Genomic DNA, 17948 nt, shown 5'->3' with positions numbered 1-17948 from the left:
GGCCCCGGGCAGCGGCTGTTATGCCGTTGCCCGGGGAAGGGGGAGACCTCAGGCGGCGACGGCGACCGGGGCGTCGTCGGCAGCGGCGGCTTCCGTGCCCGACGCCGTCCGGCGCGCGCCCTTGAGCAGGACGACGAGAGCGGCCGCCACCAGCGTCCCGGCGGCGACGGCGAGCAGGTAGAGGAACGGCTCACCGATCAGCGGGACGACGAACACCCCGCCGTGCGGGGCGCGCAGGGTGGCGCCGAACGCCATCGACAGCGCCCCGGTGACCGCGCCGCCCGCCATCACCGACGGGATGACCCGCAGCGGATCGGCGGCGGCGAACGGGATCGCGCCCTCGGTGATGAACGAAGCGCCCAGCACCCAGGCCGCCCGGCCGTTCTCCCGCTCGGTCTTCGTGAACAGCCCGGCGCGCACGGTGGTGGCGAGTGCCATGGCCAGCGGCGGCACCATCCCGGCCGCCATGACCGCGGCCATCACCTTCAAACCGCCCGGCGTCGGGTCGGCGAGACCGCCGACCGCGAAGGCGTACGCCACCTTGTTCAGCGGGCCGCCCATGTCGAAGCACATCATCAGCCCGAGCACGACGCCGAGGATCACCGCGTTGGAGCCCGAGAGCCCGTTCAGCCAGTCCGTGAGGGCGTTCTGCAGCGACGCGATCGGCTTGCCGACCACGATGAACATCAGAAAGCCCACGACCGCCGACGCGATCAGCGGGATCACCAGCACCGGCATGATGCCGCGCAGCGTCGCGTGGACCGGGAGCCGCTGGATCGCCATCACCACCGCCCCGGCCAGCAGACCGGCGACCAGGCCCCCGAGGAAACCGGCGTTCACCGTGAGCGCGATGGCCCCGCCGACGAAACCGGGCACCAGGGCCGGCCGGTCCGCCATCCCGTACGCGATGTACCCGGCCAGCACCGGCACCAGGAAGCCGAAGGCCGCGGAGCCGATCTGGTTCAGCAGCGCGGCCCAGCTGTCCGCCTCGCCCCACACGAAGTGGTCGGCCACCGACGCGGCGTTCGCTGTCCCGTAGCCGCCGATGGCGAACGACAGGGCGATCAGCAGGCCGCCCGCCGCGACGAACGGCACCATGTAGCTCACGCCGGACATCAGATACGTACGGAGCCGGACGCCGAAGTGCGCGTGGTCCGCGCCGGAGCCGTCCGCGCCCCCGAAGCCCTCCCCGCCGACGGCCTCGGGGCCGGCGGCGACCTCTCCGCGCTCCGCCTTGCGGCGTGCTTCGGCGATCAGTTCGGCGGGCCGGTTGACGCCCGCCTTCACCCCGACGTCCACCAGCGGTTTGCCGCGGAAGCGGGCCTTCTCCCGGACCTCCACGTCATGAGCCCAGATCACCGCGTCCGCGCCCGCGATCACGGAGGGGTCCAACTTCTCGAACCCGGCCGACCCCTGGGTCTCCACCCTCACCTCGACCCCCTCGGCGCGGCCTGCCGCGACCAGGGACTCGGCCGCCATGTAGGTGTGCGCGATGCCGGTGGGACAGGAAGTGACGGCGACGATCCGGAAGGGCGCGCCCTCGGCCGTCCCGGCGGCTTCCGGGTCCTCGGCAGGCTCCGCTTGGTCCCGCTCGCGCCCCGGTTCCTCTTCGGCCGAGGGCGCCGGGGCCGGCTCGTCGCCGCGGATCAGCGCGGCCACCGCCGCCGGGTCCGTTCCGGCGCGCAGGGCGGCGGTGAACTCCGGGTCCATCAGCCTGCGGGCCAGTCCCGACAGGATGGTGAGGTGGTCCTCGTCGGCCCCGGCCGGGGCCGCGATCAGGAAGATCAGGTCCGCCGGACCGTCGGCCGCGCCGAAGTCGATGCCCGCCCCGCTGCGTCCGAAGGCCAGCGTCGGGGCGTTCACGTGCTCACTGCGGCAGTGCGGGATGCCGATGCCCCCGTCCAGACCGGTCGGCATCTGCGCCTCGCGGGCGGCCACGTCGGCCAGGAAGCCGTCGAGGTCGGTGACGCGGTGCGCGGCCGCCATCCGCTCGGCGAGCGACCTCGCGGCGTCGTCCTTCGTTGCTGCGGACAGATCGAGGTCGACCAGGTCCGCGGTGATCAGCTCACTCATCGCGGTACTCCTTGCTCGGGGACCGCCGTGCGGCGGTTCGGAGGGACGGGGGCGGCGACCGCGAACGGGCGGGGCCCGTACGGACGTCGCGGCGTTGCGGGAGAGGGGGACGGTGCGGTGGAGGCGGAAGGCAGGGGGGTCATGGGGCGCGTTCCGTCAACGGCCGGTCCAGCGGGACGTCGGAGGTCGTCACGACCGAGGAGAGGTCGAGATCGGCCGGGGCGGGCATGAGGCTTCCGGCGAGCTGTACCGCCGCGGCCCCATGGGCGACGGCGGAGGCCAACGCCTCCGGACCCCGCCCGCCCGCGGCGAGGAAACCGGCCAGGGAGGCGTCCCCGGCTCCGACGTTGCTGCGGACGGCGGCCACCGGCGCGGTGGCGAAACAGGCGCCCCCCGCCTCCACCAGCAGTTGTCCGTCCGCGCCCAGACTCGCCAGTACGGACCGGGCACCGCGCTCGCGCAGCTCTTCGGCGGCCTTGAGCGCGTCGCCCACGGTCGCGAGCGGCCGGCCCACCGCCTCGGCCAACTCCTGGGCGTTGGGCTTGATCACGTCCGGCCCCTGCGCCAGCGCGGCGGTGAGCGCCGCGCCGGAGGTGTCCAGCGCGATCCGCGTACCGGCCCGGTGGCTCCGCTCGACCAGTTCCGCGTACCACCGCGGCGGCAGCCCGCGCGGCAGGCTCCCGCAGCAGGCGATCCAGTCCGCGGCCGGAGCGTGGACCCGTACCGCGTCGAGGACGCCCTCCGCCTCGGCCGGACTCAGCTCGGGGCCCGCCGCGTTCACCTTGGTGAGCGTGCCGTCGGGTTCGACGAGCGTGACGTTGACCCGGGTGTTCCCCGCGATCGGCACCCCGGTGGCCTCGATGCCGAGTTCACCGAGCAGCCGGATGAGCAGCGCGCCCTCCGGACCGCCCGTCGGGGCGACCGCGACGGTACGGCGCCCGGCGGCGGCGACCGCACGGGAGACGTTGACGCCCTTGCCGCCCGGATCGACGCGGTCCGCCGTGGCGCGCAGCACGGCGCCGCGGCTCAGGCCGGGCAGTTCGTAGGTGCGGTCCAGGCTGGGGTTGGGGGTGACGGTGAGGATCATGCGCGCACCACTTCCGTGCCCCGGCTCTCGATGGAGCGGGCGTCGTCGGGGCTGAGGCCCGTGTCGGTGATGAGCAGGTCCACATCGGCGAGGTCCCCGAAGCGGGCGAAGTGCTCCTGCTCGAACTTCCCGGAGTCGGCGAGCAGCACGACCCGGCGGGCGGCCTTGATCAGGGCCCGCTTCACCGCGGCCTCGGCCAGGTCGGGGGTGGTCAGGCCGCTGCCGGGGGAGAAGCCGTTGGTGGCGAGGAAGACCACGTCGGCGTTGACCTCGGCGTACGCGCCCAGCGCCCACGCGTCGACCGCCGCGCGGGTACGGGGGCGGACCCGGCCGCCCACCAGATGCAGCGCCACGCCGGGGTGGTCGGCGAGCCGGGCGGCCACCGGCAGTGCGTGCGTCACCACGGTCAGCGCCGTCTCGACGGGGAGCGCGGCGGCGAGCCGTACGGTGGTGGTCCCGGCGTCGACGATCACATTGCCCTCGACGGGCAGCTCGGCGAGGGCGGCCCGGGCGATGCGGTCCTTCTCGTCGGCGGCGACGGCGTCGCGCTCGGCGAGGTCGGGTTCGAAGCCGAGCCGGCCGGCCGGGATCGCCCCGCCGTGGACACGGCGCAGCAGCCCCGCCCGGTCCAGGGCTTTGAGGTCGCGCCGGACGGTTTCGGCCGTCACCTGGAACTCCTCGGCGAGCGACGGTACGTCGACCCGGCCGCTCTCCTGGGCGAGGCGGAGGATCTCCTGCTGACGCTCCGGTGCGTACATGTGGGTTTGCTTCCGTTCGATGCCCGACTGTGTGGTTTCGCGCTCACGTTACGTCTGCGGCGCAGGGATGTAAACATAATCGGGCAGGAATGGGCATGAACGGAGCGAAGGGTGATGCAGGGGTGGGAAGTGGGGGGCGCGGCTGGGTGGGTGCGCACGGCTGCGAGGGGCGCACCGGTGCACGGGTGCCCCCCCCGGGGTGAGCGAGGCCCTGGCGCGTACGGCGGTGGGCCCGGTCCGGTCAGGGCGTTTCGGGGGCGTCCTCGCTCAGGGGACGGGCGAGGAGCGGCGCCCCCGGCGCCTGGTGACCGCCGCTGGCGAGCATGCGGACCTCGCCCCGGTCGCTGATCTCGGCGCGGACGATCCCCGTCTCGTCCTCGTACACCGGGAAACCGCCCGCCCCCAGTCGGTCGGTCAACCGGACGCGGACCACGTCGTCCGCGGCGCCGGACATCTGGAAGATGAGCTCGTAGCGCTCGGTGTGCACCGTGTTTCCCATGACGGCCTCCCGGCCGGACGCAAGACGATACGGCCCTGCCGCCATTGTTCCGCACCTCGGGGCTCGCCGCCCGGGGAGCGACGCCCATCGGGCGGACCGGCCCGGTCGATCGGGTGACTCCGCCCGGTAGGGCAATATGACCGGAGGCTTGGGCGGTAGTCATGCGTGCATGAGACTTGAGCCTCGACGAACGAACAGTGCCTCCTCCCGTTCCCGCACCCTCAAGGCGGTCGGCGCCCTCTCCCTGGCCGCCGCCGCGGCCGTCCTGATGACCGGATGCGGCCAGAGCTCGGACAGCTCCACGAGCGCGAGCACCTCCGAGGCCGCGAAGGTCGTCCCGCAGAAGCAGACGACGTCGCCCTCGGCCACCGCCGAGCTGACCGAGGACCAGCAGGAGCGCAAGAAGGTACTCGACGAAACGAAGGTCAGCTTCGAGGACGCCGCCGGGACAGCCGTCGGCGAGGTCGCCGGCGGCAAGCTGGTCGAGCTGGACCTGGAAGGCGTGGACGACGACGACAACGGCCAGAGCCCCAGCCCGTCCGGCTCCGGCAGCCCCACGGGCTCGGCGAGTCCCACGGGCTCGGCCGACCCCAGCGGCTCCCCGAGCCCGAACGGGAGCGGTTCGCCCAGCGCGAGCCCCGGGACCGAGGGCCCGGTCTGGGTCGCGGACGTCGCGGAGAAGGACGGCACGATCCACACCGTCCGGATCAACGCGGTCGACGGCAAGGTGATCGAAGCCCGCGTCGACACGGACCAGGACGCCGACGACAAGAAGCAGACGGCCGGCCGGCTGGCGCAGGCCACCCAGACCCCGCAGCAGGCGGCCAAGGTCGCCACCGAGAAGAAGAAGGGGACGGTCACCTCCGTCGCCCTCGACGACAACGACGGCAAGGGCGTCGTCTGGCAGGTCGACGTGGTCGGCTCCGACTGGAAGAAGACGACCTTCGACGTGGACGCCAAGAACGACACCATCGTCCGCGAGGAGACCGACAAGGACTGACCACCGCCCTGCCCGGACGAGAAGGGGCACGCCGGAAGCCCGGCGTGCCCCTTCCCCGCGCTCCCGGCACTGTGCGTGCTCGCGGGGCGGCGGACGGCCGGTCTCCCCGGGGCCCGGGCCGCCCGTGGCGGGCACCGCGCGGACCACGGCCGGCGGACAGCCGGCGGACGCAGCCCTGGGGGCACTCGGGGAGCCGAGCGCTCAGAGCGCCCGGGGGCGGTCACCGCTCAGGTCCAGGACGTACCGTCGGCCGGGGCGGTCGCCGAACATGACGTCCTCCAGCGGCTCGAACCCCGTACGCTCCAGCACCGCGCGCGAGCCCGCGTTGTCCAGTGTCGTCTCGGCGCGCAGGGACGTGAGCCCGTACTCCCGGACCGCCAGGACGCAGATCTGCCGGACCGCCCAGGTGGCCAGCCCCCGCCCCGCCGCCTTCTCCGCCATCCGGTAGCCCAACTCGGCCGAACCGTCCCGCACCTCGACGAGGTTGACGCGGCCGAGGACGCCGCCGTCCCCGTCCTCGACGACGTGGAGGTGGTGCAGTCCGGCGTCCTGTTCGGCGAGCAGGGCGCGGTGGCGTTCGGCGAACTCGGCGAAGTAGCCGTCACCCCGGTCGGGAATGGACGCGGCGAAGTAGGCGCGGTTCTCCCGTTCGAAAACGAGCAGAGCCTCGGCGTGATCGGCACGCAGGCGGTTGATGGACGTCATACCGGGATCCTAGGGCGTGTTTCGAAGGTCCCCGCCTGCTCGGCGGCGTCCGGCAGGCGGCAGTGTGACGACAGGCCCGAGGGCCGCTCCGGGCGCCCGGAGCGGCGCCGGAGCCCCTACCGCCCGCCGCGCGAGCGGACCCGCGGGCGGCGGGGACCGGAACTACCCGGGGAGCCCCCGCTCCAGCGCGTGGGCCAGGCCGCGTTCGGCGTCGTCCGCCGACGCGCGCCGGTAGGCCAGCTCGTACGCGGAGTCGCCGGCGGCCTGCCGCGCCCTCAGCTCCCACTGCTCGCGGATCGCCCCGAGCTCCGGGGTTCCCCGGTGGGGGTGGCCGATCATGCGCCAGAACGTGTGCCCCGTACCGGAGGCGCGGGCGGCGGCCACCCCGTTCCCCTGAGCGGCGATGGCCCCGGCCAGCAGATCGAGACCGAGCGCTATGCCGAGGCTGTCGTGCAACTCGTGCTTGCTCGCGAGCATCGCGCGCGCGTGGCTTTCGGCATGGCGGGGGCGGCCCTGGAGCAGGTGGATGAGGGCGAGCTGGTGATCGGCGTAGGCGCGCGCCCAGTGCTCGCCGAAGCGCAGGCTGATCCGCTGGAGCCGCATGGCCTCCTCGTACGCCTCGTCGAGCCGGCCGAGCGCGGACAGGGCGAAGAGGCGTATCACCCGGCAGCGCAACTGCGAGGGCGCGGCGGCGGGGTCGCCCGGGTGGTCGCGCAGAGCGCGGTCGCTGACGGAGTAAGCGGTGAGCGGCCGGCCCATCATGAGATAGGTGAAGCTCACGGAGTGGGTCGCCAGGAGCACCGCCTCGGGATCCCCGTCGCCCTCGGCCGAGACCCGGCACTCCTCGCCGACGCGGCCTGCCGACTCGTGGTCGCCCTGAAGGGTCAGCGTGATGCCCAGGGCCCACAGCGCCCGGGTGCGGTGCGGTCCGGTGGACAGCGGCAGGGCGAGCACCCGCTCCAGATACGAACGGGCCTGGTGCAGGTGGCCGCAGCAGCTCCAGAAGAGACCGGCGCAGCCGGCCATCTCCATCGCCATCTCCGGGTCCTCGGCCAGCAGATGGTCCAGCGCCGCGCACAGATCCGCGTGGGTGTCGGCGATCCGGTGGTACCAGGTCACCTGCGACGGCCCGAGCCAGCCCGCGTACGCCTGGACGGCGACGTGGGCGAAGTGCCGGGCGTGCCGGTCCGCGATGAGCACGTCCTCGGCCAGCTCGGTCAGCCACATCGCGCCGTACTCGCGCAGCGTGTCCAGCATCCGGTAGCCGTCCCCGGTCCGCCGCAGGACCGACTGGTCGGCCAGGCGTTCCAGCGCCGGGGCGACGGCCGCGGCGTCCAACGGCCCGCCCGCGCACACGGCCTCCGCGTCCGAGGGCGTGATGGCCCCGCGGAAGACGGAGAGACGCGCCCACAGCAGCCGCTCCAGCGGCGCGCACAGCTCGTGGCTCCAGCCGATCGTGGTGCGCAGGGCACGGTGGCGGCGGGGCCAGACGGTGTCGTCGGTGAGGTTCTCCATCCGGGAGGCCAGCCGCCCGGTGATCTCCTGAGGGCTGCTGCCGCGCAGTTGGACGCAGGCCAGCTCGACGGCGAGCGGTATGCCCTCGAGCCGCCGGCAGATCTCGGCGACGGCGGCCGCGTTCTCGGGTTCGTCGAGGGAGAGGTCCGGGACCACGGCGGCCGCACGATCCTGGAAGAGGCGGACGGCGTCGTCGCCCTCGTCCCCCGCGGAGAGCGGGGGTACCTCGACGCACAGCTCGTCGGCCGTGCCCAGCGGCTCCCGGCTGGTGGCCAGCACCGTCAATCCCGGGGCCGCTTCGAGCAGTTCGGCCACGAGCTGCGCGCAGGGCCCCACGAGCCGCTCACAGCAGTCGAGAACGAGGAGCAGGCGCCGGTCGGACAGCCATTCGGCCAGCGCGGCCACCGGTCGGCGGTGGCTGTGGTCCAGGAGGCCGACGCCGTCGCAGACCGTGGTCGCCAGCAGTTCCTCGTCGTGCAGAGGGGAGAGATCGGCCCACCAGACGCCGTCCGCGTAGCGCTCCCGGGCACGCTCGGCGATGCGCAGGGCCAACCGGCTCTTGCCGACCCCGCCGCTGCCGGTCAGCGTGACCAGCCGATGATCTCGAAGTGCCCGTTCGACGCTGACCAGTTCACTGCCGCGGCCGACGAAACTGGTTGTCACGACAGGGAGGTTGCCCATCACGGGGCCATCCTGCCTCGCCGTGGCCCACCGCCTCCGTTCATAGCGAAAAACAGTCAGAAACGGCCGACAATGAACCCTGGCCTGTCATCAACTTGCGTAAGACGACAGGTGAGGAAGAGGAACAGCGAAGCCTCGGGGGAGGGCGGTTCCGCTGGTGCGTATGGTGCCGGCCCTGTTCGTGTTCTTGGCGGCGCCCGCGGGTTCTCCGGGGCCTCAGGCGCCCCCGGCGCCGAGAACCGCGGCCAGCGACTCCAGCGACCCCACCGGATCGGGGCCGACCGGCGTGAGGACGGTGTCGGTGACGCCCGCCTCCCCCAGACCGGCGAGGCGGGCGCGGGCCTCCTCGGGGGTCCCGGCCACCGCGAGCCGCGCCACCCAGTCGTCGGGAAGGCGCCGCCCGAACTCCTCGCGGCTCGTGCTTCCGGCCCGCAGCGCCGCCAGCTCGTCGGCGAACGGGAGCGGGGCGATGTGCGGGCTCCAGTCGGGCTCGCCGATCCACTCCAGCCCCGCCCGGGCGGCGGCCAGGGCGCCGGCCCGGTCGGGGGCGACGGAGGCGATGTTGTAGGCGACCAGACGGTGGCGGCCGGCGGGGGCGATGTGCCCGAGCGCCGCCCGCGCGTACTCGGGGGAGACCGGCTCCGCGAGGACCGTCCCGTCGGCCACCTCGCCGGAGACGGCGAGGGACTTGGGGCCCCGGACGCCCGTCAGGATGTCGGGCACCACGTCGGGCAGCGCGCTCGGGTCGAGCTGTACGCCGTCGAGGCGCACGTACCGGCCGTGCCGCCGGGTGAGTTCGCCGCGCAGCAGCGCCCGCAGGGCGTCGACGTACTCGCGGAGGAGGGTGAGCGGGCTTCGGGGCCACTGGCCGACGCTGCGCATCCAGTGGGGCATGCCGTGACCCACCGCCACGTCGACCCGGCCGGGGAAGAGCTGGGCCAGGGACGCGATCTCCAGCGCCGCGAACGCCACGTTGCGGGCCCCGGCGGGCAGCAGCCCGATGCCGACCCGGATCCGGTCGGTGGAGGCCAGGACGGCGGCCGCCTGCGCGACCCCTCCACGGAAACCGAGGTCCTCGACCACCCACACCGCGTCGAACCCCAGCGCCTCGGCCCGGCGCGCGTACGGGAGGATCCGCTCGACGGGCAGGTCCCGCGGCAGCAGAACGCCCACGGTCGGTCCGGTCACGCGGGCGGCGTCGGCAGCGGGGGAACGCACAGGTGCTCTCCTTCGGTCGGCGGGCCGGGCGGCGGGTGCGATCACACCCGCCCGCCGACGCCCGTCCCACGACGATAGCGAAGCGGCGACGGCCGCCGGGAGGCGGGACACCCGCCGGACACCAGGCGCCGGGCCCTGCCCGAAAGAGGTCGTCGCGGCGGTCGGAGGGCGTGGTGCCGCCCCTGCGGCGCGGCGGCCGGAGAGGTGTTGTCGTACCCCTGCGCTACGTTGCTGGCATGACGCAATTCGTACTCGTGGCGGGGGCCTGGCTCGGCGCGTGGGCCTGGCGCGATGTGGTGCCCGACCTGCGCGCGGCCGGGCACGGAGTCCACCCGCTGACCCTGTCCGGCCTCGCGGAGAAACGGGGAGCGGCGGCGGGACAGCGGACGCACGTCCAGGACATCCTCGACGAGGTCGAACGCCTCGGCCTGCGCGAGGTGGTCCTGGTCGGGCACAGCTACTCCGGCATCCCGGTCGGCCAGGCGGCCGAACGGCTCGGCGACCGCCTCGCCCACGTCGTCTTCGTCGACTCCGACGTCCCGGTGGACGGCGAGTCCTTCGTCTCCGGCTGGCCGGCCGGCGGGGCGGGCGTGGAGGCGTCCATCGCCGCCAACGGCGGTCTCTGGCCGCCGCCCGCCCCCGCCGACTGCGCGGGCCAGGGTCTCGACGACGAACAGATCGCCCGGATGCTCGACGGGGCGACACCGCACCCCGGCGCCACCCTCACCGAACCCGCCGCGCTGACCCGCCCGCTGAGCCTGCTGCCGGCGACGTACGTCAGGTGCCTGCTCGACCAGCCCGAGCCGAGCCCCGCCGTCGCCGCGCTGCTGACGAGCGAGCGATGGGAGTCGGCCACCCTGGACACCGGGCACTGGCCGATGTTCTCGCAGCCGCGCGAACTCGCCCGGATCCTGCTCGACGCCGCGGGAAAGGGGGCCTGACGATGCCGACCTCACCCGGCCCCGAGCGGCACACGTCGCACGAAGCGGCCACGGAACACCCGGAGATCACCTACATCGGCTGCGCCCGGTGCGGGACTCTGATCGCCGGCCTCGACGGGCGTTACGCCTGTTCGGGCTGCGGATGGGTCAACGAGTGGACCGAGGGCCACCGGCCGCTGCCGGGCTCCCGGCGCCGCCGCACCTGAGCCTCCCCCCGCCTCGCGGGGCCCGCCCGTCCCCCTCTGCGGCCAGCGCACCGCACGCGCCCTCCACCGCTCCCGGACCTCCGGGGCCCGTTCCCCTTCGCCGCTCCCGCCGCCCCGGCCCGCGCCGGGGCGGCGCCGACCCATGTCCGACCACCCGGCGGCCGCCAGGCCGTAGAGGAGAGCACGCCATGTCCGACCCGCGCGACGCCGGGACCGTCCGCACCTCCCTGGCCGAGATCGCCTCGCTGCTCGCCCCCGCGCACCCCGGGGTGGCCGATGAGGTGCTCCGCGCACACGACGACCCGAACGGCTATGTGAGCGCCTTCGAGGACCGCCTGGAGGAACGGGGCATCGACGAGCCGGTGGACAACCTCCCCTGGATCGCGCTCATCGACGCGCTCGCCGCCCGCGGGCTGCTCGCGGAGTTCGACTGGAAGGAGGGCGCGGAGGAGGTCCGCGCCCAGCTGAGGGCGCTCGAATCGCGGCCTTCCCCGGACCCGTGGACGCTCTCCGAGCCCGCGGGGACGTCCCTGCCGACCTACGACTTCCTGCACGCCTGCGGCCGCCGCTACCGCGAGATCGGCGCGGCCCTGGCCGTCCTCGACATCGACTCCGACTGCTACCCGGTGGTGGGCCTGAGAGCGGCCCGTGCCGACGAGCTGACCGCGCTCGCCGGCCGGGCCGGCTTCCCCGTGGAGCACCTGGGCGCCGCCGGCCCCGGGCAGTGACGGGGTACGCCCCGCACTCCCGCCGCAGGCGGGACGGGCCGCCGTTCCACCAGGTGCGGCGGGGGTCCGCGCGCCGGAACCGAATCGCGACCGCCGCCGCCCACCACGTACACTCGCCCCCGCCTCCGCCGACCGGCGTAGGCTTCCGCACCCGACCGACGGAGAAACGAACTGTATGAGCTCCGCAGACAGCACCGAAGCACCGATCTACGCCGGACTCGTGGAGGAACAGGGCGACGTGCCCGCCGAAGTGCGCCGGGTGGCCGAGGAGGTCCTGCGCGAGGCCGGCCGCGCCATCGACTTCGGCGCCCCCAGAACGACGGCCGCGGCCCGTTAGGAGCCGTCGCGGGGATCACGGCCGGTCCTTCCCCGGCCCCGACCGGCAGGGCGCCCCTGGGGCGAGCCGGAACCCCGGTCCGCAGCCGCCCGAGGGCGGAACCGACCAGCACCGGACGATGAGCGTCCTGCGATCATCGCCACATTCTTGCGTTCGTGGCGCTCCGGTCGGCTGAGCGACCGGCGCAAGCGGAAGCGGGTGAGGCCGCGGCAGGCCGGGCGTCCGACGACGCCCGCGGCCACCGCGGCCCCCGCCCGGAACCGCCGTCGCGACCGCCCGCGGCGGCCGTGCTCCGGTGAGCGGTCCACGCAGTCGCGTGGAGAGCGCTCCCAGCCGGCCGCCGCGGGGCGCGTGCCCCCGCACGTGACCGGCCCCTCCCGCACCGGCGGACCGCCGGCCGTCGCGACCACCGCCCCCCGGTCCGTCCACCGCGTCAGCGGTCAACGGGCAGGGGCGGCCGCACGCCGGTCGGGCTCGCGCGTCGCCCCGCCGGAGCCCGGTCCGCACCCGGCGTCCCACCGCCCGGGCGTCACTGGAGGATCGCCCCCTGGCGACTGAGTATCCGCACTCAGGTCCCGCGCCCCGGCCGCCGCGACGATGAGGACACGACGGGGACGAGCCGAAAGCGGCGGCCCCGCCGCCGCCCCGCCGCCCGCGGGCGGCCCCCGCCCGCCGGACCCCCGGGAGAGCCGTGCTCAGCCGTATCGCAGCCGCCGTCGTCCCCTCGCTCGGACACCTCACGGTCACGTCCGACCACGCCACGGCCCCGGCCGCGGGCAGCATCATCGTGGCCAACCACACCTCCCTGGCCGACCCGGGCATCGTGCTCGCCGCCCTGCGCCGCCTGGGCGTCGAGCCCGTGGTCATGGCCGCCGCCGGCCTCTGGCGCGTCCCGGTCCTCGGCCGTCTCCTGGAACGCGGCGGCCATGTACCCGTGCACCGCGGCACCGACCGGGCGGCGAGCGCGCTCGACACGGCGGCGCTCGCGCTCGGGAACGGCCGCCATCTGCTGATCTACGGCGAAGGCCGGCTGCCCTGCCGCACCGACGCGGCGGAGGCTCCGCCCGAGGTCTTCCGCAGTGGACTCGCCCGCCTCGCACACGTCTCCGGAGCGCCTGTCGTACCGCTCGGCCAGGCGGGGGCCCGCCGGGTCAGCTCGGGCCCGTGCGTCAAGCAGATCTCCGGCTTCCTCACCGCCCCGGCCCGCCGCCCCCGGCTCCACGTCCACATCGGGGCCCCGCTGCGCCTGCCTGCGGAGGTCGGTGCGGCGACCGCCGCGGCCCGCGCCGCCGTCACCGCCGCCTGGCGCACCGCCGCGCACCGGATCGGCGAACCCGTGCCGCTCGCGGGCAGCGCGGAACAGCCGTGAGCCAGGGCCTCTGGCCGGGGGCTGGCGGCGGGTCCGGCCCGACCCGGGCGGGGCGGCCTTCACCCCGCAGCCTGCGCCTCCCGTGCCGCCTGCTCCAGACGCTGCCGGTACCCCTCCCACCAGGCGGCGTCCTCCGGCGGCATGTTGTCGTTGCCGGCCTGCAGCCCGACGGCCCCGTCGATGAGTTCCCGTACGACGTCGGCGTGGCCCGCGTGCCGTTGGAGGTCCGCGATCACATGGACCAGGACCTGATGCAGCGTCACCCGCGCCCGGTCTTCGGGCCACCACCGGACCCGGCCGACCGTTTCGAGCGGCAGCGCGGCGATCGTGGCGTCCGCGTGCTCGGCGACCCGGCGGTACAGGTCGAGGACGTCCTCGCGCGACTCGTCGGCCCTCGCCCACATGTCCTCGTTGGCCTCGGCATCGTCCGAGAATGCGTGCGGGGTCCCGGGGAACGGGCGGCCGAACGTCTCGCCGAAATACCCGAGCTCCACCCCCGCGGCGTGTTTGACCAGCCCGAGGAGGTTGGTCCCGGTGGGGGTGAGAGGGCGGCGGACGTCGTACTCGCCGAGCCCTTCGAGTTTCCACAGCAAGGTCTCACGGGCGGACCGCAGGTAGCGCTGGAGATCGGCCTTCGACTGCACAGAGATCATGCGGGCAGTCTGCCACCGGCCACCGGCCACTGACACGGCCCCGGGGCGCGCGACCGCCCCGTTCCGGAGCCCCGCCCGGGTGGCGGCGGCGACCTCGGCGGCGTAGGTATGGAGGCGTGCCGCCCCGGAGAGGCCGGTGACGTTCCGGAGCGCACCGGCCCCCGAACGGCCGGTGATCAACCCGCCCCGCCCGCCGGGCCGTCGCCGGGTACCGGCGGCCCACCGGAGGGGACGAGGAGACCGATCCCGATGACCGCGACAGAGCAGACCACTCCTGTGCACGGCACACCGTGCTGGGTCAGTCTCATGACCCGGGACCTGCGGGCCGCCCAGGAGTTCTACGGGGCCGTCCTCGGGTGGGCCTTCCGCTCCGGCGCCCTCGGCGAGGGGTTCTCGGTCGCCCACCTCGACGCCCTGCCCGTCGCCGGGATCGGCCAAAGCGCCCCCGGCCTGCCCACCGCCGCCTCCTGGACCCCGTACTTCGCCGTCGCGGACGCCGACGACGCCGCCGCCCGGGTCCGGGAACGGGGCGGCACCATCGCCGTCGGCCCGATCCGGCTGGGCCCCGGCCGGGGAGCGGTGGCCGCCGACCGGGAAGGGGCCGGATTCGGCTTCTGGGAGGGGCGGACCCCGCCCTGGTCGCTCGGACGCGACAACGCCCCGGCCTCCCTCGAACTGCGGACGAGCCACGCCTTCGACTCCGCGATCTTCTACGCCGAGGTGTTCGGCTGGGCGTCCCAGGAGCCCGGGGGCTGCGACGTCGGCTACGCCTGCAGGCAGGACGCCGTCGTCGTCCGCCAGGGCGGCCGCACCGTGGCCACCCTCCGCGGCGGCGGGGACGCGTCGTGCGCCGACCCCCGGCTGCACCCGCGCTGGCACGTCCGCTTCCATGTCGCGGACCTGGAAGCGGCCACCGCGGCGGCCCGCGCGGCCGGCGGATCGGCAGGCCCTCCGGAGGACGCGCCCGACGGCAGGACCGAAGTGGTGGTCACCGATCCCGAGGGCGGCATCTTCACGGTCTGCGCCCCCCCGGCGTAGCCCCGTGCCCCTCGGGCGCGCTCAGCAGGCGCGGTGCACGTACCCCGGCCGCCCGGCGGGGACGACGTCGAGATCCCGGCGCACGACGGAGACCTTCGCCCCCACGGACGCACACGCCTTCACGAAATCGCGGTCGGTGTACTCGACCACGAACACCCGGTCGTCGTACGCGGTGGCGAAGTCGCCGCACTCGTCGTACCGGCCGCACTCCTCGACGACGGCGAAGTCGAACCCGATCCCCTCCCGTCGCTCCAGCAGATCGGTGGTGTTCTTCTGGCCGATCGCCAGTCCGGCGGCGTGCGCGCGGTCGGCCAGCAGCTTCGCGAACGCCGCGTTGTGCGCCGGGGCCAGCAGCCCGCCGGACCGCTCGTAGGAGTCGAGGTTGTCCGGTTCCACCGCCTGGAAACCGGAGGCGGCGCAGCCCTCGATCCAGGCGCCCACGATCTCCGCCAGCCGGGCGCGCTTGGCCGCGGTGGAGGTGTCGAGCAGCGCCTCGCCCCACGCGTCGTCCTCGACCAGCTCGCCTTCGCCGTCGCGCAGCAGCAGGCCGGGGTGGTGCTCCGCCCACCAGTCCAGCGCGTCGGGCTGGGTCTGGAAAGCGTTGACGTAGCAGACGTTGTAGAGGCCCTCGGCCGGCTCGGCCCCGCGGTCACGGGAGACGGCTCCGACTCCGGCGGGCGGGGTGTACGCGCCGCCGAGCTGGTAGTCGAAGGGCACGTGCGCCGTGGGCGGCACGACCTCGGGCGCCGCCCCGGCCGGGGAACCCGCTGCGGAGGCGTGCGACAGGAGCAACCCCGCCCCCGCCGCGATCGCGACCGCGCACGCCAGGGCGGCGAGGGCGCCTTTGCGGCGGAACGGAGGGCGGACGGCGGGGTGGGGCATGCGTACTCCCGGACGTGGGTTTCGAACCTTTCCCCACATCATGGACGGTCGATCATGAGCGAATCGTGAGGACCGCTCCGCGGCGGCGCTCACGTCGGGAGCGAGCGGGGGCGAGGCGCAGGACGAACTCCGCTCCGCCTCCGGGACGGGCCCGGACGGTGAGCGTTCCGCGGTGCGCCTCCGCCACCCGCCGCACCAGCGAGAGGCCGATACCCGTTCCTCCGCCCGGCGAACTGAACCGCTCCGTCAGTTCCGGCAACCGTGCCGGATCCACCCCCGGGCCCCGGTCGGCCACCACCACCTCGGGCCCGCACACGGTCACCAGCAGTCCGCCCCCGTCCCGCGCATCGGAGGCGCGCCCGTGCCGCACGGCGTTGTCCAGCAGGTTCCGTACGGCGACCCGCACCAGGGCCGCGTCGGCCCCCACCACCGACTCCACCGTCCGCAGACGCGGCCGGGGCACGCTCTGCGGCAGCTCCGCGCACATCTCCTCCACGAGCTTGTCCAGCCGCAGCGGCTCCGCCCGTACGGCGTCCACGGCCGCCTCCAGCCGCCCCCGGATCAGCAGGTTCTCCACGACGTCGGCCATCCGGTCCGCCGCCCGCCGGATCCGGGGCAGATGCGCGTCGAGGACCCCCGGGGCGCCGGCCGCCATCTCCACCGAACCGCGCATTACCGCGACCGGGGTCCGCAGCTCGTGCGCCGCGTCGGCCAGCAGCCTCTCCTGCTGCTCCAACGCCTCCCAGGCCGGCCGCATGCTGCGCCCCGAGAGGACGTGGCCGCTCAGCGCGGCCAGCGCCGTCAGCGCCCCGGCCCCGGCGACCAGGGAAAGGACCAGGCTGCGGTGCTCGGCCGCCCCGTGTTCCGGGTCGCCGACCGCGACGGCCGCGCCCGCCACCTCGTCGGTGGCGTCGTGGTAGAAGGGCACGCCCAGCAGGCGCACCGGTTCCCCCGAGCGGTCGCGGGCCCCGGCTTCCACCGGCCCCTCCTCGGCCATCGCCGCCCGGGCGACCGCCGCGACCGGCGCGCCCGGGACGTCGAACTGTGCGGCACGGCCCCGGAACACGGCGCCCGGTCCCCGGCCCGGCCGCTCCTCCAGCACCAGGACCTGCGGGGTCCCCGCCGTCGCCTCGTCGTCCTGGAGGCCGTCCAGCCGGATCCGGCCGTCCTCGTAGTAGACGAGCGAGGCGGCCACGGAGGCCCGGCGGCGCATCTCCTCGTACTCGGCGTCCTGCCGCGCCCGGTCGTCGGTACGGATCACCAGCCAGGACAGGCAGGCCAGTCCGACGACGGTGATCAGGGCGTACGCGGCGGTCAGCCGCAGCTGGAGCCGGCGCAGCCGCCGCCTGGCCGGGGAGCGGGGCCGTACGGACTTCGCCATCAGGAGGCCCCCGGCCGCGCTGACAGCGAAAAGCCCTGCCCGCGCACGGTGTGCACCAGAGGGGGCGGGCCGAGCTTGCGCCGCAGGCCCGCGACGACGGCGTCCACCACATTGGACACCGGGTCGGCCATCTCGTCCCAGCAGTGCTCCAGCAGTCCGGTGCGGGTGACGACGGCCTCCCGGTGGACGAGGAGCTGCCGGAGCACGGCGTACTCCTTCGGGCTCAGGGACAGCAGCACCCCGGCGCGCCGCACCTCGTGGCGTGCCACGTCCATGACCAGGTCCGCGCAGCTCAGGAAGGAAGGCAGCCGGGCCGGCGCCCGGCGGCTCAGGGCCCGGACGCGCAGCACCAGCTCGCGCATCGCGAACGGCTTGGCCAGATAGTCGTCCGCCCCGCTCTCCAGCCCCCGAAGCCGCTCGTCCAGGGAGTCCAGGGCGGTGAGGCACAGCACGGGCACCGACCAGCCCGCCCGGCGCCCGGCCTCCAGCGGGACGAGGGTGTCGCCGTAGGGCACCATCCGGTCCAGCACCACGCAGTCGTACGCGGTGACGTGCAGCAGTACGTCGGCCTCCGGCCAGTCCGACGCGCAGTCCACGGCGAAGCCCCCGTCCCGCAGCCCGGCCGCGATCACCTCCCGCAGATCCTCGTCGTCCTCCACCAGCAGCACACGCACGGGGAGGACGCCTCCGATCCTTTGTCCGGGACAGGCCCGCGCCGGGGGGGCGGGGGAGACCCGCCATCCTAAGCGGTCCGGCTCGGCCGGCGGGGTGGAGGATGGGGTAAGGGCTCGGCCCGCTCCGGCAGGGAGAGGGGCCGGTCGGCGGAGGGGCGCCGCAGTATCCCCCACCGGTCGGTTCCGGGGTTCGGGCGACTGCT

18 protein-coding genes are annotated in these 17948 nt (G+C 74.9%); 7 read left to right on the top strand and 11 right to left on the bottom strand.

Annotated features, from left to right (window positions below; all coding sequences use genetic code 11):
• Positions 1–48 precede the first annotated feature (48 nt).
• The 4 genes from AMK24_RS23815 to AMK24_RS23800 all read right to left on the bottom strand — a co-directional run bounded on the left by AMK24_RS23815 (position 49) and on the right by AMK24_RS23800 (position 4417).
• Positions 49–2073, bottom strand: a complete 2025-nt coding sequence (locus AMK24_RS23815; RefSeq protein ID WP_073770889.1) for a PTS fructose transporter subunit IIABC — start codon at positions 2071–2073, stop codon at positions 49–51.
• Positions 2074–2212: 139 nt separating this feature from the next.
• Positions 2213–3160: a 1-phosphofructokinase gene (gene pfkB, locus AMK24_RS23810; RefSeq protein ID WP_073770888.1), complete on the bottom strand. Its 948-nt coding sequence runs from the start codon at positions 3158–3160 to the stop codon at positions 2213–2215.
• Entirely contained in the window at positions 3157–3918 is a 762-nt protein-coding gene (locus AMK24_RS23805) for a DeoR/GlpR family DNA-binding transcription regulator (RefSeq protein ID WP_073770887.1), read from the bottom strand. The genes pfkB and AMK24_RS23805 overlap by 4 nt, the downstream gene beginning before the upstream one ends.
• Positions 3919–4159: 241 nt before the next feature.
• Positions 4160–4417, bottom strand: a complete 258-nt coding sequence (locus AMK24_RS23800) for a DUF6296 family protein (RefSeq protein WP_073770886.1) — start codon at positions 4415–4417, stop codon at positions 4160–4162.
• Between the two features lie 169 nt (positions 4418–4586).
• Between AMK24_RS23800 and AMK24_RS23795 the strand changes: the two genes are divergently transcribed.
• Positions 4587–5417, top strand: coding sequence for a PepSY domain-containing protein (locus AMK24_RS23795; protein ID WP_073770885.1), 831 nt, complete (start codon positions 4587–4589; stop codon positions 5415–5417).
• Positions 5418–5618: 201 nt separating this feature from the next.
• Here AMK24_RS23795 and AMK24_RS23790 read toward each other — a convergent pair whose 3' ends face one another.
• The 3 genes from AMK24_RS23790 to AMK24_RS23780 all read right to left on the bottom strand — a co-directional run bounded on the left by AMK24_RS23790 (position 5619) and on the right by AMK24_RS23780 (position 9536).
• The gene (locus tag AMK24_RS23790; protein ID WP_073770884.1) at positions 5619–6122 is read right to left on the bottom strand and encodes a GNAT family N-acetyltransferase; all 504 of its coding nucleotides are present in this window, start codon (positions 6120–6122) and stop codon (positions 5619–5621) included.
• Positions 6123–6284: 162 nt separating this feature from the next.
• The gene (locus tag AMK24_RS23785) at positions 6285–8318 is read right to left on the bottom strand and encodes an ATP-binding protein (protein WP_073770883.1); all 2034 of its coding nucleotides are present in this window, start codon (positions 8316–8318) and stop codon (positions 6285–6287) included.
• Between the two features lie 216 nt (positions 8319–8534).
• A complete protein-coding gene (locus AMK24_RS23780) occupies positions 8535–9536 on the bottom strand; it encodes an LLM class flavin-dependent oxidoreductase (RefSeq protein ID WP_242435233.1) in 1002 nt (333 codons plus the stop codon).
• A 236-nt stretch (positions 9537–9772) separates the two neighbouring features.
• Here AMK24_RS23780 and AMK24_RS23775 point away from each other — a divergent pair, with 236 nt between their 5' ends.
• The 5 genes from AMK24_RS23775 to AMK24_RS23760 all read left to right on the top strand — a co-directional run bounded on the left by AMK24_RS23775 (position 9773) and on the right by AMK24_RS23760 (position 13117).
• Complete coding sequence (locus tag AMK24_RS23775) at positions 9773–10477, top strand: alpha/beta fold hydrolase (RefSeq protein WP_073770882.1); 705 nt, start codon at positions 9773–9775, stop codon at positions 10475–10477.
• Positions 10478–10479: 2 nt separating this feature from the next.
• Positions 10480–10683 (top strand): hypothetical protein, encoded by a 204-nt coding sequence (locus AMK24_RS23770; RefSeq protein ID WP_073770881.1) that lies wholly within the window; start codon positions 10480–10482, stop codon positions 10681–10683.
• Between the two features lie 188 nt (positions 10684–10871).
• Entirely contained in the window at positions 10872–11411 is a 540-nt protein-coding gene (locus AMK24_RS23765) for a DUF6630 family protein (protein WP_073770880.1), read from the top strand.
• 175 nt (positions 11412–11586) lie between these two features.
• Positions 11587–11748 (top strand): hypothetical protein, encoded by a 162-nt coding sequence (locus tag AMK24_RS34310; protein ID WP_199876491.1) that lies wholly within the window; start codon positions 11587–11589, stop codon positions 11746–11748.
• A gap of 691 nt (positions 11749–12439) precedes the next feature.
• The gene (locus AMK24_RS23760) at positions 12440–13117 is read left to right on the top strand and encodes a lysophospholipid acyltransferase family protein (RefSeq protein ID WP_073770879.1); all 678 of its coding nucleotides are present in this window, start codon (positions 12440–12442) and stop codon (positions 13115–13117) included.
• A 59-nt stretch (positions 13118–13176) separates the two neighbouring features.
• Here the strand turns inward: AMK24_RS23760 and AMK24_RS23755 are convergent, their stop codons facing one another.
• Positions 13177–13770, bottom strand: a complete 594-nt coding sequence (locus AMK24_RS23755; protein ID WP_073770996.1) for a DinB family protein — start codon at positions 13768–13770, stop codon at positions 13177–13179.
• 249 nt (positions 13771–14019) lie between these two features.
• Here AMK24_RS23755 and AMK24_RS23750 point away from each other — a divergent pair, with 249 nt between their 5' ends.
• Positions 14020–14808 carry a VOC family protein gene (locus AMK24_RS23750; protein WP_073770878.1) on the top strand — a complete coding sequence of 263 codons (789 nt, stop codon included), beginning with the start codon at positions 14020–14022 and terminating at the stop codon, positions 14806–14808.
• 21 nt (positions 14809–14829) lie between these two features.
• Here AMK24_RS23750 and AMK24_RS23745 read toward each other — a convergent pair whose 3' ends face one another.
• Genes AMK24_RS23745 through AMK24_RS23735 form a run of 3 tightly spaced genes read right to left on the bottom strand, consistent with a single transcriptional unit; the run spans position 14830 to position 17745 of the window.
• On the bottom strand, positions 14830–15690 hold the full coding sequence (locus AMK24_RS23745) for an endo alpha-1,4 polygalactosaminidase (RefSeq protein ID WP_073770877.1): 861 nt from the start codon (positions 15688–15690) through the stop codon (positions 14830–14832).
• A gap of 52 nt (positions 15691–15742) precedes the next feature.
• Positions 15743–17071, bottom strand: coding sequence for a sensor histidine kinase (locus AMK24_RS23740; RefSeq protein WP_073770876.1), 1329 nt, complete (start codon positions 17069–17071; stop codon positions 15743–15745).
• Positions 17071–17745, bottom strand: coding sequence for a response regulator transcription factor (locus tag AMK24_RS23735; protein WP_073770875.1), 675 nt, complete (start codon positions 17743–17745; stop codon positions 17071–17073). Before AMK24_RS23735 ends, AMK24_RS23740 begins: the two co-directional genes overlap by 1 nt.
• Between the last annotated feature and the right edge of the window lie 203 nt (positions 17746–17948).

This window comes from Streptomyces sp. CB02366, from assembly GCF_001905905.1.
Classification (GTDB): domain Bacteria; phylum Actinomycetota; class Actinomycetes; order Streptomycetales; family Streptomycetaceae; genus Streptomyces.
Note: the sequence above shows the minus strand (reverse complement) of the source record. Positions and strands in the feature narration are given on the sequence as shown.